At 41.3% G+C, this 15,029-nt stretch carries 20 protein-coding genes; 6 read left to right on the top strand and 14 right to left on the bottom strand.

Annotation, left to right across the window (positions count from 1 at the left end; genetic code table 11):
* On the bottom strand, positions 1–437 hold a 437-nt coding region (locus BT147_RS14640; RefSeq protein WP_177239861.1), incomplete at its 3' end, for a terminase large subunit domain-containing protein.
* A 131-nt stretch (positions 438–568) separates the two neighbouring features.
* Between BT147_RS14640 and BT147_RS14635 the strand changes: the two genes are divergently transcribed.
* Both BT147_RS14635 and BT147_RS14630 read left to right on the top strand, forming a co-directional pair.
* The gene (locus BT147_RS14635; protein WP_072337013.1) at positions 569–769 is read left to right on the top strand and encodes a hypothetical protein; all 201 of its coding nucleotides are present in this window, start codon (positions 569–571) and stop codon (positions 767–769) included.
* 144 nt (positions 770–913) lie between these two features.
* Positions 914–1,150, top strand: a complete 237-nt coding sequence (locus BT147_RS14630; protein ID WP_072337010.1) for a hypothetical protein — start codon at positions 914–916, stop codon at positions 1,148–1,150.
* A gap of 39 nt (positions 1,151–1,189) precedes the next feature.
* On the opposite strand, the gene BT147_RS14625 is transcribed toward BT147_RS14630, so the two are convergent.
* The 13 genes from BT147_RS14625 to BT147_RS14565 form a co-directional block, all read right to left on the bottom strand.
* The gene (locus BT147_RS14625) at positions 1,190–1,636 is read right to left on the bottom strand and encodes an IS630 transposase-related protein (RefSeq protein WP_072337007.1); all 447 of its coding nucleotides are present in this window, start codon (positions 1,634–1,636) and stop codon (positions 1,190–1,192) included.
* Positions 1,637–1,663: 27 nt separating this feature from the next.
* Complete coding sequence (locus BT147_RS14620; RefSeq protein WP_072337005.1) at positions 1,664–2,848, bottom strand: DNA cytosine methyltransferase; 1,185 nt, start codon at positions 2,846–2,848, stop codon at positions 1,664–1,666.
* Complete coding sequence (locus tag BT147_RS14615; protein WP_072337002.1) at positions 2,835–4,094, bottom strand: site-specific DNA-methyltransferase; 1,260 nt, start codon at positions 4,092–4,094, stop codon at positions 2,835–2,837. The genes BT147_RS14620 and BT147_RS14615 overlap by 14 nt, the downstream gene beginning before the upstream one ends.
* A 286-nt stretch (positions 4,095–4,380) precedes the next feature.
* Positions 4,381–4,854: a hypothetical protein gene (locus BT147_RS14610; RefSeq protein WP_072336999.1), complete on the bottom strand. Its 474-nt coding sequence runs from the start codon at positions 4,852–4,854 to the stop codon at positions 4,381–4,383.
* A gap of 14 nt (positions 4,855–4,868) precedes the next feature.
* Positions 4,869–6,737 carry an HNH endonuclease gene (locus tag BT147_RS14605; protein ID WP_072336996.1) on the bottom strand — a complete coding sequence of 623 codons (1,869 nt, stop codon included), beginning with the start codon at positions 6,735–6,737 and terminating at the stop codon, positions 4,869–4,871.
* Positions 6,738–6,943: 206 nt separating this feature from the next.
* Positions 6,944–7,333 carry an ArpU family phage packaging/lysis transcriptional regulator gene (locus BT147_RS14600; protein ID WP_072336992.1) on the bottom strand — a complete coding sequence of 130 codons (390 nt, stop codon included), beginning with the start codon at positions 7,331–7,333 and terminating at the stop codon, positions 6,944–6,946.
* Between the two features lie 31 nt (positions 7,334–7,364).
* Positions 7,365–7,742: a RusA family crossover junction endodeoxyribonuclease gene (locus BT147_RS14595; protein ID WP_072336989.1), complete on the bottom strand. Its 378-nt coding sequence runs from the start codon at positions 7,740–7,742 to the stop codon at positions 7,365–7,367.
* A gap of 200 nt (positions 7,743–7,942) precedes the next feature.
* The gene (locus BT147_RS14590; RefSeq protein WP_072336987.1) at positions 7,943–9,247 is read right to left on the bottom strand and encodes a replicative DNA helicase; all 1,305 of its coding nucleotides are present in this window, start codon (positions 9,245–9,247) and stop codon (positions 7,943–7,945) included.
* The gene (locus tag BT147_RS14585; RefSeq protein ID WP_072336985.1) at positions 9,222–10,127 is read right to left on the bottom strand and encodes a phage replication protein O; all 906 of its coding nucleotides are present in this window, start codon (positions 10,125–10,127) and stop codon (positions 9,222–9,224) included. Before BT147_RS14585 ends, BT147_RS14590 begins: the two co-directional genes overlap by 26 nt.
* A gap of 210 nt (positions 10,128–10,337) precedes the next feature.
* Entirely contained in the window at positions 10,338–10,565 is a 228-nt protein-coding gene (locus tag BT147_RS14580) for a hypothetical protein (RefSeq protein WP_072336983.1), read from the bottom strand.
* Positions 10,540–11,292, bottom strand: coding sequence for an ATP-binding protein (locus tag BT147_RS14575; RefSeq protein WP_072336981.1), 753 nt, complete (start codon positions 11,290–11,292; stop codon positions 10,540–10,542). The genes BT147_RS14580 and BT147_RS14575 overlap by 26 nt, the downstream gene beginning before the upstream one ends.
* 245 nt (positions 11,293–11,537) lie before the next feature.
* Positions 11,538–11,732, bottom strand: a complete 195-nt coding sequence (locus tag BT147_RS14570; RefSeq protein ID WP_072336979.1) for a helix-turn-helix domain-containing protein — start codon at positions 11,730–11,732, stop codon at positions 11,538–11,540.
* Positions 11,729–11,968, bottom strand: coding sequence for a helix-turn-helix domain-containing protein (locus BT147_RS14565; protein WP_072336977.1), 240 nt, complete (start codon positions 11,966–11,968; stop codon positions 11,729–11,731). Before BT147_RS14565 ends, BT147_RS14570 begins: the two co-directional genes overlap by 4 nt.
* 171 nt (positions 11,969–12,139) lie before the next feature.
* On the opposite strand from BT147_RS14565, the gene BT147_RS14560 reads away from it, so the two are divergent.
* From BT147_RS14560 to BT147_RS14545, 4 genes are all read left to right on the top strand, one after another.
* Positions 12,140–12,544 carry a helix-turn-helix domain-containing protein gene (locus BT147_RS14560; RefSeq protein ID WP_072336975.1) on the top strand — a complete coding sequence of 135 codons (405 nt, stop codon included), beginning with the start codon at positions 12,140–12,142 and terminating at the stop codon, positions 12,542–12,544.
* A 3-nt stretch (positions 12,545–12,547) separates the two neighbouring features.
* Complete coding sequence (locus tag BT147_RS14555; protein ID WP_072336973.1) at positions 12,548–12,961, top strand: hypothetical protein; 414 nt, start codon at positions 12,548–12,550, stop codon at positions 12,959–12,961.
* 133 nt (positions 12,962–13,094) lie between these two features.
* On the top strand, positions 13,095–14,279 hold the full coding sequence (locus BT147_RS14550; RefSeq protein ID WP_072336971.1) for a site-specific integrase: 1,185 nt from the start codon (positions 13,095–13,097) through the stop codon (positions 14,277–14,279).
* A gap of 460 nt (positions 14,280–14,739) precedes the next feature.
* The coding region (locus tag BT147_RS14545) for a helix-turn-helix domain-containing protein (protein ID WP_143187890.1) at positions 14,740–15,029 on the top strand (290 nt) is incomplete at its 3' end.

The following is a 15,029-nucleotide window of genomic DNA, read 5'->3' as shown; positions in this document are numbered from 1 at the left end:
GGACCACGCAATTGTTCCGGATGCGCCCCTGAGAAAATGGTGGCTATCGCTCCGTTCGGCCATTCTACACGTCGCTTGGAGGGATAATAAGTCGGTATAAACCAAGGGGGACTAATAGTAAGAATCCCAGACTCCCCTTGAATCATGACATCCCTCGCATCAGCTGGCGTGGGGGCTACGAGAGCCAATCTCTTTACCCTACCTGATCGGACTTGATCAATGACATACTCAGCCCCCGTGCGAGTCTTTCCGAAGCCACGTCCAGCAAGCAGGAGCCATGTCCGCCAGTTTCCTGTTGGTGGTAGCTGGTTTGGCCTTGCCCAAAACTCCCAACTATAAAGGATATTATTTGCTTCCTGATCGGATAGACCGTCTAGTAATTCTTTTCTTTCATGAATTGGAAGTTGACTTATAAGGATGGCTAAACTCTTGTCCAACGTGCGTCTGCCTCCTTATTTTCTTACGAATAATGAATGAAAAACCGTTTACTTTAATGAGTTAACGAGGTAACATGTGAGTGTATTAGAAATTAATACTAAATATGACAAATTAAGGGGATATGACAACAATGAAAAACATCCAGCCAACCGAATATGAAGTAGAAAAGGGTATAAATTGGTATATCACGAAAGAGCAAATCACCTTTTTACAACATTTAATGACCTCCTGCCCTATCAATCTCGCAAAGGAATATCCGCACGAATTCCTCGATATCCCAGAGGAGCTAGAACAATTACGACTTGAGCTAATTGACCAAGAATCTAAATAAAGAAATTCCCTAGCCCTTCGGGGCTTTTTTCGTTCGTCCAGCTTTATTCGTCTCCATTGTGTCTGTTCGCCTAATTCCCTTGCTGTTTCCTGCATTCAGAGCTATGGTGTCACATGCAAGAACAAATAGAAGGGATGATGCTAAATGAAAGAAACGGCAATGACTGACTTCAATTTCCTTGAATGCGAAAATTACCAAGAGCTGACCAAAGCCATTTACGATGAGGACTATGACGGATATATCTTCCGAGACCTCACCATCGTACACGCCAAGAATGATGCGAGTGGCATGATTATTCTAAAGTCAGGTATCCCGATAGCTATGTTTGAACCTCATCTAATGGGTCAAGGAAATCTCCTCGCCATTATAGAATGTCTTTAATTTCTAAAAGGCTATCTCACGCCCTAGCTTGTAAACTAGCTAGGGCTTCTCTTCTCTCTTCTTTGCCAATTGCTCCAATCTCTCAACCAACATTTGTTTCGGGCTAGATACCTCGATAGGATTACCATCCTTACCCGATATCTCGTGTTGAGTCCTCCGCCCCCACCTAGCTGGATACTTCCGCTCTAATCGCCATGCCGCCGCCTGCCAATTTGTCTTGGCTGACTGTGCAATCAAGGCCACGTCCCTCATTTCTGCCTCGGACATAGCTTTCTCCACTGCCACTGCAAACTTCCTATACTGATTATTGGTCGGTGCATTTGCTCCCCTTTTCAACCAGTCATAGAGCGTAGACTTGTGAATCCCTGCGAAAGCCGATGCCGTCTCGATATAATTCCCCATTCGTAAAGCATCACAAATTTTCCGTTGTATATCAGGGGTCAACTTGCTTGTACCGATGGGTCGTCCTCTTCCTTGGTTAGACACCTTCCCCTCCTCCTTCATTTTCTGAAGCTATCTATTATCTATATTCATCCTCTTTCCCATCTCATAGATAATAGGAACGGCAACTGCATTACCAGCCTGCCGATATAATTGAGTGTCTGATATACCTGCTTCCTTTGCCCTGTCAAAAGCCGAATCAGGGAACCCTTGCAATCGCCAACACTCTCGTGGAGTAAGCTTACGGATTCGATAATTTCGGTCCTGAACAATATCCCATGTATGCTTAGCGTCGAGTGAACTTCGCCCACCCGTTCTAACTGTTCGTGAGATACTATCGCCACTAGAAAATACAACACCATGGCGGTCTTGAGCAGTAAGTGTAAACATGGGTTCACCCGATTCTTTCATCCGACGACCATTTTGTCTTTTTATCTCTCGATCTGGTGTTAGAATAGGTCTCACTTCCATCACACCCGTCCTTGCTCCATGGTCATCAATCCCTTTGTGATAGCTGGCATCCAGACAGGTGAATGAGCTCCTTGAAACAAGGTTGCCTTTATTCTTAGTAAACAAATATAACCCCGTATTCGCTCCTGATCCTCCTCCAGATGAATTTAAAGAACAGGATAAACCAGTCGGATCGTATACCCTCGCTCCTTGTCGACCACCTATAATTTGTTGGAGAGTAACTTCTGTGTTTGCTCTCTCGATAGGAAATACTTTTCTGGTACGTCTACCTCTAAGATGTCCCACAATAAACACTCTCTGTCGATTTTGGGGGACTCCAAAGTTTTTTGAGTTGAGAAGTTGCCATTCACAGTCATACCCAATTTGGTCCAGCTCAGAGAGGGCACAGAGGAAGTCCCATCCGCCGTTGATCGATAAAAAATTCCTAACATTCTCAGCGATGATATAGGAAGGGAGTCGACTGGAATCTTCTTTTTTGATCTTTCGAAGAAGCTCTGTAACTGTGAAAAACAGGCTTGATCTATCTCCTTTAAATCCAGTTCTCTTACCAGCCACGGATATATCTTGGCAAGGGAATCCAAACGTCCAGCTGTCTGCTTTTGGGATGTCTCTATAGTCGACTGTTCTGATATCATCATGTGTCCACTCTCCTTCTGGTTGATGGATCGCTTGATAGGATTGCCGAGCAAATTTATCCATTTCAATCCAACCTACTGTTTCGTGTTCTGCTTGCTCCATTCCAAGTCTAAATCCACCAATTCCCGAAAATAGATCAAGTACTCTCATTTGTGGGTACCTTTGCTTTTACTGCGTTGGAATAATTATCTTCCCCCGATAATCTAGTCGCCTTCTGTCCAGTGAATTCTTCCCATCTTCGAATAATCACATCGCAGTAAACTGGATCTAACTCCATCCCATAACAAACTCGATCCGTTTGCTCTGCGGCTAGTAATGTGGAGCCTGATCCAGAGAATAAATCAAGTACAATCCCCCGTGGCTTACAGGAGTTTTGGATAGCCTTCGCTGGGATCGCAATGGGCTTCATAGTTGGATGCTCACCATTTCGATTTGGCTTGTCCACTTCCCAGACGGTCGACTGCTTCCGATCTCCATACCAGTTATGTGATGCTCCAGATCGCCAACCGTACAGAATCGGTTCATGCCTCCAATGGTAGTCGGATCTTCCAAGTACGATCATGTTTTTCACCCATATCAAGCATTGCTTTAACTCCCAGCCCGAATTCTTTAAGGCATTCCGGAAGTTAACCCCCTCCGTATCAGCATGGCAAATGTAAATGCCGCCCCCTTCTTCGGTGACGGCACACATGTTTGAGAATGCGTGATATAAAAACTGGTAGAATTCATCATCGTTCATAGAGTCATTTTGGATAGTGAGTGCTTCCGATGTCTTACCCGTGTACGAAACGTTATATGGCGGATCAGTAAAGACCATATTAGCTCTCTGGCCATCCATCAGCTTCGTTACATCATCAATCATAGTGGCATCCCCACACATCAAGCGATGATTACCTAGTAACCAGATATCACCTGTTTGTGTGACAAGATCATCAATCTGATCTATAGCTTCTTCCTCATCAAAATCATCCTCCTCTGGCTCCATACCCGATAGAAAGTCACTCAGGATTTGATCGACTTCTTCTTCGCCAAAACCAGTCAAGTCCATATCTATCCCTGACAACTGTATATCATCCAATAGGCGTGCGAGCTTATCAAAATCCCAATCGCCACCTACTTTATTCAGACCAATATTCAATGCCTTCTCTTTTTCTTCGGTCAGATCGACTACCGAACACTCCACTTCGGTAACTCCCTGCTCAATCAATACTTTCAATCTCTGATGACCGCCAACTAGGTTACCCGTTTGGGAGTTCCAAATCAGAGGTTCAACAAAGCCAAATTCCGCTATTGATTTCTTCAGCTTCTCATACTCCGGATCCCCCGACTTTAGATCGAGTCTTGGATTGTATGTAGCTGGGTTGATCTGGTTAATCGATACACTTTGTATTTTCACTTTTTATCACCTATAAAAAATGGCCAAGCCCTTAGACTCGACCAAATTGATATATATAACAAGGGGAAACAAACATGATTTGATACTATTTCGCACTTACTATCTTATCGTGATTTCACTATCATTTGATGCCGAATTACTGCCAAAAAACTGCCAGTTTTCCGACCATATCCATCTCCATAACTATATAGGCATCGGAAGTTATATTTGCATTCAGACAAACTTCAGACCAAACTAAAAAAGCAAGCCCGAGGGCCTGCCTAAAGTTAAAATATATAGCTCTAATTTATGCATCCAGTCCTTCTATATAGTCCGGGAATTCCTCTGCCATAAAATCATATACATCTCCATTATTATAGTGTAGATAGAAAGGAAATTTTGATTCCTTCCCACCTACTTCATTAAAACACTCTTGGAGAAAAACTGGTATATAGTCTTTGGTGAAAGAGTCAATGTCATCTACTAGATCCATATCTTCTCTTATTTCGGCTCTAGATAGTCCAGACATCGAGCTGATCCCAAATCCAACTAGATCATTATCAGGTTCACCATGGGCATTCTTAAAGAGCTGGTGTCCCCAATCCCCCATAGCTGAAACAGCTACACCAAAGTCTCCACTATGTCCTTGTAAATCCAAAAGAAAAAATTTGGTATCCGGATGATAGGGATACTCATGAATTATAAACTTGAAGTGGTTGAGAACTTCATCTCGTGATTCACGAATTGATTTAGTGACTAGTTCTTTCATCTCTTGTTCCATTCAGTTACCTCTCCTTAACGATTATGCCCACCCCAAGTTGGACGTCCTCCAGTATGTCTTACAGCACCATGGACTTTCGACTCCACTAACTGCATTCTACCCTCACTCTGGTTGTGATGCCATGTATAACCGACTGGATCTTCTCCCCTCTTTATCCATTCTCGATTAGCTCTTGAGAATTCCTCTTTCATATCTCTATCAGTTGCTAATCTTTCCTGAAAGCTTTTTGACCCTTTACCAGAAATGATATCATTAAACTCCGAATCAGACATTTTTTGTTTCAGAGTTGGATTATTGGTCAAGAACGTGTTTAGTTTTTTCCCACCGTTTGTATTTCTATCTCCTACACCATTGTTTAAAACATCAAAGAGGGTGTCATCAATTTCTTTTTTTATATTCTCATCTCGCTCGATATCTTTTGACACTCTTTTCGAAAGCAATTTAAATTGTTGAGGATCTGAAAGTAAATATTGATCCACACTTAACTGTGATTCATAACCTGTCCACTCAGCGAAGTCAGGGAATCCACTCTCATCAAAAGGAACTTCATAGTTTTTACCATTCACAGTGATGGGTGCCTTAGAACCTGCAAACTCTGATTTTAAAATAGCTCGTTCTGTTTTGCCATCGTAATATGTTATATACTTCTTGCCGCCGTTCTTCTCAACTATCTTACCCATATTGGGATCAGGAGACCATGTTTTATTTGATGATGGTTCATTTCCGTATTTTTCTACGTTCTGTTCTTTTATACGCTCACGTATGTATGGATCTACTTCGGCAATCTTGTTTGTTTTCCCAGACCCATCAGGTAACTTTATATCGCTATCCTTGCCTACATGACAGTCAAACAATTTGGCCAGAGGTAACTGAATGGAAGCCACATAATGCCCTGTATCCTGCTGTTGTATGGCTACACAGTCCTTGAACTTCATTAATAATGGCTCGATCTTCGGCCAAGCAAATGTAAGCCCTGTTACTGCAACCGCACCGGCTGTCGTGGTAGCAAGGATTCTCTTGCCACTACCGAATAGATTATCGCCGAATGACTTTACTTTGTCACCCAACCCGGTTAATGAGTCAGAGATTGCATCAAAAGCTTTACTTGTTAAAGGAAACTTACTAGAGAGGCCACCTGACTTCGAAACAACATTGCCTGCCTTCCCTGCTTTATCTACACCTTTCAACCCAAGAAGTTGTGAAAATGCATATCCGAACCACTCTGAACGAGATTTCCCATCACCGTTGATTACCATACGATCCCATGACTCGGTTATCTCTTTCCAGATCCCTCTCGCTGCATTGGATATATTATCCCAAACTTCGCCCGGGTGTGTAGCCCAATGCTTGAGCTTGTCCCATGACTCCCTAGGGTTTAGAATGACATATCCTAGGAGTCCTACAGCTCCTAGCGCTAAGTCAAAGACCCCGATGAGCATGTCTGCCAATCCTCGTAACACACCTTTAAGGAAGTATGCTGCCCATTCCAACACTTTTAACATTGGAAACTGCTTCTTTAATATGGCCCATGCTAAGGTAACACCAGCCCCGATTGTCAATCCCCATTCCCATAAAGTATCCTTAATACTTTTGATTTTAGCACCTAGATCGTCCAAGATATTATTTACATCATCCCACAGCTCACCGCACCAATCCGTGAAACCATTCCACTTGTCACTAACCCAATCTCCTGCTTTGTCCCACCACGACACCTTGGTCTCGGGTTCACCCGCAAGATCGGTCGGGAAATGAGAGTCAATTTTGATGTTGTCTATATTGAAATCAACTGCTTGCACAGTCGTCCCATTTCCTGCAATTCCTAATCCCAATACTAATAAAGTGATCATCATAATTAATATAAATTTCATTGCTTTGTTTCTCATAGATGTTATCTCCCCCCAACTCCAGCAAAAGAGGGCAGTTGGATACCTGCCCTCATCGGTTTACATGCTCTATATGAATATATTTATCTTATATTATATAACAAAATTGAAGTTTTTTCACTATTTAATAATGAATAATAAGATTGTGTATCTTTTAAATTATAGCCACTTCTTATCACCTATTCGTGAAAATGGATAGTATCATGTCAAATGAGATTTAAAGTATATGCTATCTTCTCGATTGCCCCTCTCTTAACCCGATAATAGCTCCGCTTGCTCCAACCGATCCGATCACACACAACCTCATCATTCATTCGTATACGAGTGAAGTATCGCTCTTCTACCAATTGCCTCTCGTCCTCATTTAATATTTTCAAAGCCTGCTCAATCCTCTTTAACTCCAATTCTTTCTCTGCCCGTTGCACCGCATATTTCTCTGTGCTTGATATGTATTCTTTCTGACCTCCGTGCATGGGTTCACCATAGTTAGAGGTGCAAGAAGGATATTGATATCGAAGATCCTCTACAGCTACTTTTAGGATAGGATACTTTCTAAGTCTGCGTTCCACTTCTTTCCGATAACTTGGTTTTCTCACTCACCTCTGCACCTCCAGAAACCTGTAAGCCTTAACTAGCAATCTGAACCCAGACCTCTACCCGTTCATCGTCTTTATGATCCACAAATACTTTCTCCGTATCTTTTGTATATCTCACTATATATCGGTCATCCTCGTACACAAGCCGATTGAGTGCGTCCTCGATTCCCTTTACATAGTTAGATAGATCACCATCTAGACCGCCTTTGAGGTATACCTTGCAGCCGAACTCAATCGGGACTTTCTTCGGGATGCATTGCCAGTTCTCTCTTGCCATCGCTTGCCTCGCATATAGCTGGACAATCTCTTGATAAGCTAAGTATCTCTGGGCATCTGTCCTCACGTATTTTCCCCGACGTGTCATTCTTGTGTAAGGAACAGCTCGTCCCTTAACCGTGAAATGTAACATGCCATCCCTCCACTCACCACATGCCCCGTTCTTTCATCTTCTTTTGTATTCGTATGTATTGCACAAAGCTCATCGTACAGGCTGTCAGCCCTCGCTCATTCTTCACCAGAGAGAAACGGATTATCTTGATAATCCGCCCCTCGATGAATTCGTGTCTCTAGCTCTTCATATCGCTGTTGTAATTCAATATTAGTCATAATCTATAGCTCATCGAATCGTTGAATCCAGCCTTTAAAGGCATAGCGGAATTCATTTACTCCGATGTCCCGTCCCTTAGCTATTACCGATTGAATTACTTTCGCTCCCATGTGGTCTCTACCTGGATCGGTATCCTCTGGATCTTCCCAGAGAAATTCCACCAGATCGGCATCTTGCTCGATTGAACCCGACTCTCGCAGATGCTCAAGTGATGGTTTAATTGCCTTTTTCCCTTCTCTGCTCATCTGGCATAGCAAGATTACTGGGCAATCGATCTCTATGGCTAGATGTTTCGCCGCTTTGGTTACCTCCCCTACCGCCTGTGCCCTTGTTTCGCCCTTCTTGGTGGGGATGTTCATGATCCCCAAGTAATCCACAAAAATGGCTCCAATACGTCCGTGCTTTCGTTTCTGCTGTCTGGCTACTGCTCGGATCTCATCAATGGTCACATTTTTTGCATCGGCTATGGAGATCGGGAGCATTTCTAGCGCATCATAGCCTTCTCGTAAGTGCTTCATATCACCCTCCGATAGGTTCTTAAGGCGAATCCGATTCGCACTCACCCCTGTCAAGCTGGATAACATACGGTTAAAGAGCTGTGGGCGTTTCATTTCCTGTGACCATACTAGACATTGTCCTTTACCCTGTGTGGCGATTCCTTGGATCATTTGCAACATCTTTGCTGTTTTCCCAACCGATGGTCTGGCGGCCAGTATGTATAGCCAGCCTCGCCCTAGTCCGCCCATCCATTCATCAAACTTAGGGAATCCCGTATGGATTAAGTCGTCTTTCCGAGCGAGGTAATCAAAGTATTCTTGGCGAGCATCTGTAATCGAGACGAGTTCGCCATTTCCCTCTGGTCTAATGGAATCCGATAGTCTTTCAATGGCTTGTAGCATATCCTCTTCTTCGGAAAATTCTCCCTCAGTTGCGATGGATGTTATCCGATCTCCTAGCTCGATGATTCGTCTCTTTACAGCATGACGATGTACAATTTCAGCGTAGTGTTTTGCATTGTGTACAGTAGGTGTAACGGATGCTAGCTCCGTCATATACGTTACTCCACCTGATTGATCCAGCTTTCCGTATGTCTGCAATCGATCCGTGAGGGTAACCAAATCAATCGCTCGATCACTCTCGTGCATGTGCTTCATGACGGTGTAGAGAATTTGGTGCGCTCGAATGGAAAAGTCCCTCGGCTCTAGCTGTATAGCCAGATCATCCATTACTCTGTCATCTAGCAAAATCGCACCGAGTATGGATTTTTCAGCGTCCGCCTGTCTAAAGTCGATATTCGTGTAAGTCATGTAACTCTATTCCTCCGCTCAGCCATTTTTCGAGTAAGTCTCTGTCTGCTTCTGGATCAAATCCAGCTTGGACAAATTGTCCTACTGCCTTCTGCGTATTAAAGCTCTTGATCTGTTTTTTCTCTCTCTCGTCTTTCAGGCTAACTACTTGAGCTGGTTGACTCTTTCTAGCTTTGTGAGCCTGTAGCTGATCGAATTGCGCTCGTAGTTTACTAGCTGACAAAATATTGGCTTGCCAGAAAGGATCAGCTGTAGTGAAATCAATTACATCTCGTATTTCCTGCTTGGTTCGTTTGTCTAGCTCTACCAGCTTTCGAAACTCATCTGCCCATCTGCTTAGATCATCTGGGGTTCTTGCATTGGGCTTCCAAGAGAGGATTTGCTTTTGCAGATACTGTGCCATTTTCATATAGGGGGATTCATCGTCGTAAACGTTCTGTTTGCGACTATAATCTTTTTTATCTTTTTTCTTTTCATTCTTTACATTCTTGTTAGGTGTTAGCTGATTGTTAGACGTTTGTTGATCGCTTTGTTGATCCTCTTCTGATGAAGATTGGTAAACCTCCCAATTCACTAGGGTTATAAGCCTTCCCGTCTTTGTTGATTTGTTTGTTAGAAATCCCCACTTTTCTAATTTCAACAATGCCGTTCTGATGCTCTGAATTGACACATCATTTCCACAGTTTTCCTTGATTTTTTCAAGGGATGTAACTACTTGTCCAGACTTTACAGTAAATATTTCTCCCTTGAATTCCCATTGATTGTCCTTATGGTTTACCATGAGAAGAATCGCAATAAATACATCTCTTTGCTTGCTATTCAGCTGTTTATACAGGTCGCTTTGGCATAGTTTTCTATGCAACTTAATCCAACCATCCATACTCTCACCTGCCGTATTATGAGGTTATATATAGATAGGGAGACCTTGCCCCTATCTATATGTATAAAGCTCTACACTCCGCTATCAGTAGCCCCTAAAAGGCTTCCGTGTCTATCTGTCGCATATAACCGTTGATCGCTTCCAATTAGGCTATAGTACTTATTACCAATTTTAAGCATGTGTTCGGATTGGGACTTGTTCCAATCATCCTCATAACGCTTTCTGTACGGTGTATGTTTCCGTGGTCGATATCTCATCCAGATCTCCTTCCAGCATGCTCTTTGCTTCATCAATCATGAATCTCATATCTGTAAACTTTCTGGATACAAGGCTCAGTAATTCCTGCTCACTATATTGAAATTGAACAAGTGCATCGCCTGTTCTATAAATCTCGTCTTCTAAGGCCTCTAGTCTAGCCTTCAGCAGGCTCATCGACATCGTCTGTACCTCCTGCTGTTTCTTCTTCAGGCTGGTTGTAAAATGCTTGTTCAAATTTCTTGAAGCTAAGAGGAAGAGTAGAAGGTAGCTTACGTCCAAACGCATGCTCTGTTCGATCTCCAGCCTCCCAACTTTCATCAGGTTGTGTTCGAATCACTCTTATAGATCCCTCATTCGTCCTAACACTTTCCGCATATAGAATAATATCGACCATTCCGAGCACTATATCTCTACCGGATCTAGGGATGGACGGAACTGCTTTATTGATCGTGGACACTCTGGTTTTGACTTCAGAAGACTCTACGTGACTAGTGAACACCAGTCCATAAGGGAGTAATGAAAGCTTTCTGATTACCCTAAAGAACTCATCTTTAATCAATTGCCAGCCTTTACCGAATCCTAGATCGCTCTCGTGCTGAATCCCCTGTTTTTCCTTAATAAATTCGGCACAACATTTCCAGAGGTTGTCGACCGTATCGATCACAATTGTTTTAAAGGGATGGTTGCCCTTGCTGAGTTCTCCACACACTTTGACGAACGTTTGCCAATCAGGGACTTTCACCTCATAGCAGGAAAGTGCCTCTAGTCCAGGCTCCGTTGCCAAGAATAGGGGGTTGTCCATCCTACTACAAAAAGTAGATTTACCAATTTTCGGCTGACCGTAGAGTAAAATGGAGTAATCTTCCAACCTCTGTCTAGGCTGAGTTTTCTCTGTTGGTAATAACACAAATATGTCTCCTCTGTATTCAGTTGTCTAAAGATCGTTTTTCTGGTATCCTAGTCATACATTTGTTTTTCAAATTGTTGATTTAAAAGCTCGCTTCTGCAAAAGCGAGTTTTTTTATGTCCTCATTCAACCGCTCCACTCCTTCCAAGAAAATTGCTCTCTTAGGTATGTAACTTTTTTGTACCATTCCCTCCGGGCAGTCACATGATATACTCCGTTCCTCGCACAAGCAAGTCTTTCTTTGCTTATGAAGACACTTCTTCTTGTTGATCCAACCACTGGAAAAATGAGTCTCTTTGTACCCTCTTCAGGCGGCCTTTACGAATCAACGGAAAACCTGCTTCCTCCATCATTTCATATGCTTTCTGTATCGAAAATTTCATGATGGAAGCTATATCTTTCGGTCTTAAAATCAAGTCATATTCCTCAACTTTTTTCATAATGCTTCTTCTCCTTTCCAGTTCCGCCACTTAAAAGCGTAAAAGTATAGAAGGGTATCAACATCCACCTCTAAAGTCTCCGCCAGCTGATATATTTTTTCGTAAGGTGTTCTCCTTCGTCCTCCTTCAATATTTGAATAGAATGCTCTTGAAACTCCTACTAGCTTAGCCACCTGATTCTGCGTCAACCCCACCTTTTTGCGATGGAACTTTAAAAAGTCCTCTATATTATCCATTTAACCCTCCTATAGTCTCCTTAATGGAGATTACTTTATTATTCCCTATTCAATATATACCGTCAATCAACTATATACAGGTAAATAGAACCAATTACAATATTGTAGTTCCCATATGGAGCATTGTATTGTAACATAACAGAGACACAGATATAGAGAAGGTGAAACAAGATGGACATTTTTGGGCAACGTCTTAAAGAACTACGTTTAGCTCATGACTTAACGCAAGAACAAGTAGGCGATCTTTTAAAATTGAGCCGAAAAACCATTCATGGATACGAACAGCAAGGAAAGATCCCCCGTGAACGTACTTCCATAGTAGGGATTGCTCGCATTTTTAATATATCGCTCGACTATCTTTTCGGTGTCATTGATGAGCCAAAGCCAATTAAAGAAGAATCAATAGACGAGAAGCTAGCAAAAGATCCATACCTGCAGAAAATCGTGTCAGAAATTCAATCTAATAAGCGTCTGCCAGAAGAACACAAACTACGCATCATAGAGGCAGCATACGCTAGTTATAGAGAATCGTACGAGTTAGAATCCCCATCTAAAAAAACACAAAAGGAGACATAACATATGATACATTCATTTTATAAAGTGCTTGCACAATATGTAGGTTGGGAAAAAGCTCTAATAATTAAAGAGCTTACTACTGCTTTAGCAAGCTCTTTCGCTACCCTTTTATTTGCTGCATTGTTTTTTAGCTGGATATTTATACGAGCAAAAAAGCACTCACTCGATAAGAATGTAATTACACAAATTCAACCATTCCAAGGAAAGCCCGTAGGACATTATTCAATCCGCAATGTTCCACATGTTATTCAAGCCTTTGATGTTCTCATTTGCGTTATTAGAACAATTGTTTTAAATAAAGTAGTTACTGTAAAAAACATTAAACGATCACGATATGTGTTTTTTGGTGCAGTTTTATTTATGTTTCTATTTATATCAATAGCAATCTCAACATCTACAACCTTGTTTCTTATATAAACATAATTCATTTTAACAAAGCTGATGATTCCTTTATTTAAAGGCAATCATTAGCTTTACTTTTAGCAACACAGTGTTTAGTGTGTCTAAGCAGGAGCACTTAACATGATTAATAACATGGAGGTAAATAGAAATGAGAGGGTATATTCGCAAACGGGGCAACACATATTCATTCACAATCGATATAGGTAAAGATGAACAAGGAAAAAGAATCCAAAAGGTCGTAGGAGGATTTAAAAAAGAAAAGGAGGCTGAATTGGCTTGCGCCAAAATGATTACTCTACTTGAAAATGGAGGGTATGTTCATCCTAGTAAAACAACATTAGGGGAATATCTAATTGAGTACATGGAAAATCATTCGAAGCATGAAATACGAGCATCCAGTTTTCAAACGCAGATGATTATATTAAAAAAACGTATTATACCAGCAATAGGAACGATAAAACTTCAGAAACTCACTCCATTGATTATCCAGAAATTTTATACCGAGATTCTAGAACAAGGATTCAAGGCCACATATGTCAAGAGCATGCATGCAATTTTGAAGAAGGCACTTAAAAGAGCATTTGAGTGGGGGATGATTGAAAAAGATATTGCATCACTCATTAAATCACCTCGCATCCCATCACCAGAAACAACCATCTGGACTAGGGACGAAATGAACAAATTTCTCTCCATAGCAAAGGAACGAAAATTATATGTTGTATATGTTTTAGCAATCTATACAGGAATGCGTAAGGGTGAAATACTAGCACTGAAGTGGAAAGACTGTGATCTTGATCAAAGAGAAGTAACAATAAATAAAACATTGACTCTAGTAGATTACCAGCTTGCCTTTGACGATCCAAAAACTACACGCTCTAAAAGGATTATTTCCTTACCAGAATTTGCTGCAACTTGCCTCAAGAGACATAAAGCACAGCAAAATCAAGATAAGTTAAAAATGGGGACAGGGTATAAAGAGAACGATTTAGTTGTAGCAACAAATGAAGGAAACCCTTTATATCCTACATCCATAAACGCAGATTTTAATTCAATAATAAAAAATACATTTCTTCCTAAGATCAGATTTCATGACCTACGACATAGTCATGCGACACTTCTCTTACAAATGGGAGAAAATCCAAAAGTAGTGTCCGAAAGACTCGGCCACGCCCATATAGGAACTACGTTAGGTACATACTCACATATCCTGCCTAACATGCAAAAAAACCTCGCTGACAATTTCAATTTGATTATGGAATCTCCGCCAGAAAGGACAGATGAAGAGGATAATTCAACAACAGGTGGTCAAAATGTGGTCAAATTCAACTTTTAGATGATAAACATGGAGCATAAATCCTTTAATATCAAGGGATTATGCTCCTTCATAATTTCAATGTTATAAAACACAAAGTTTAGTGTAACAGTTACATGTAGTATTATCTAGTATGGATTAGTTGGTTTTAGTTTGGTAAATCAAGGGGTTATCGTACCTGCTGTTCGATCTAGTTCTATCGATTTATAAGTAGTATGTGGTCAATCAATGTTCCACAAATGCGGTCAAGGAAACAGCATTTATCCCTTATATATCGAGCATTTTAGCTGATTTTCATAAATTGTGGTCAAATTGGTCAGACCATTACATCATTCAATCTTTAATATTGCGTGGAAAAATACTCCTTTCTTCATTAAGGATTTTTCAACATAAAAAAGAACTGTGCTCCATTGATGAAGTTGAACTGCACCCCAATTGTTGGACATGAAATTAAAATCCAATAGTTGGAGGTGCTTTTTCTATGGCTAAATATTCATTAGAAATAAAATTGAAAGCTGTACAAGCCTATCTCGACGGCGTCGAGTCGTACAAAACCATTGCTCAACGGTATCAAGTAGGAGAAATGGATGTAGTGAAATGGGTGTCTCTATATCAAGAACATGGTTACCAAGCTTTACAGAAAAGATATACAAATCACTCTGTCGAGTTTAAAATGGACGTACTTAATTTTATAAACGAAACAGGAGCGTCCATTAGAAGAGCAGCCGCTGTTTTCAACATACCTTCTCCTCAAACCGTACGGACTTGGCA

This window comes from Thermoactinomyces sp. DSM 45891, from assembly GCF_900119485.1.
GTDB lineage: Bacteria > Bacillota > Bacilli > Thermoactinomycetales > Thermoactinomycetaceae > Baia.
Note: the sequence above shows the minus strand (reverse complement) of the source record. Positions and strands in the feature narration are given on the sequence as shown.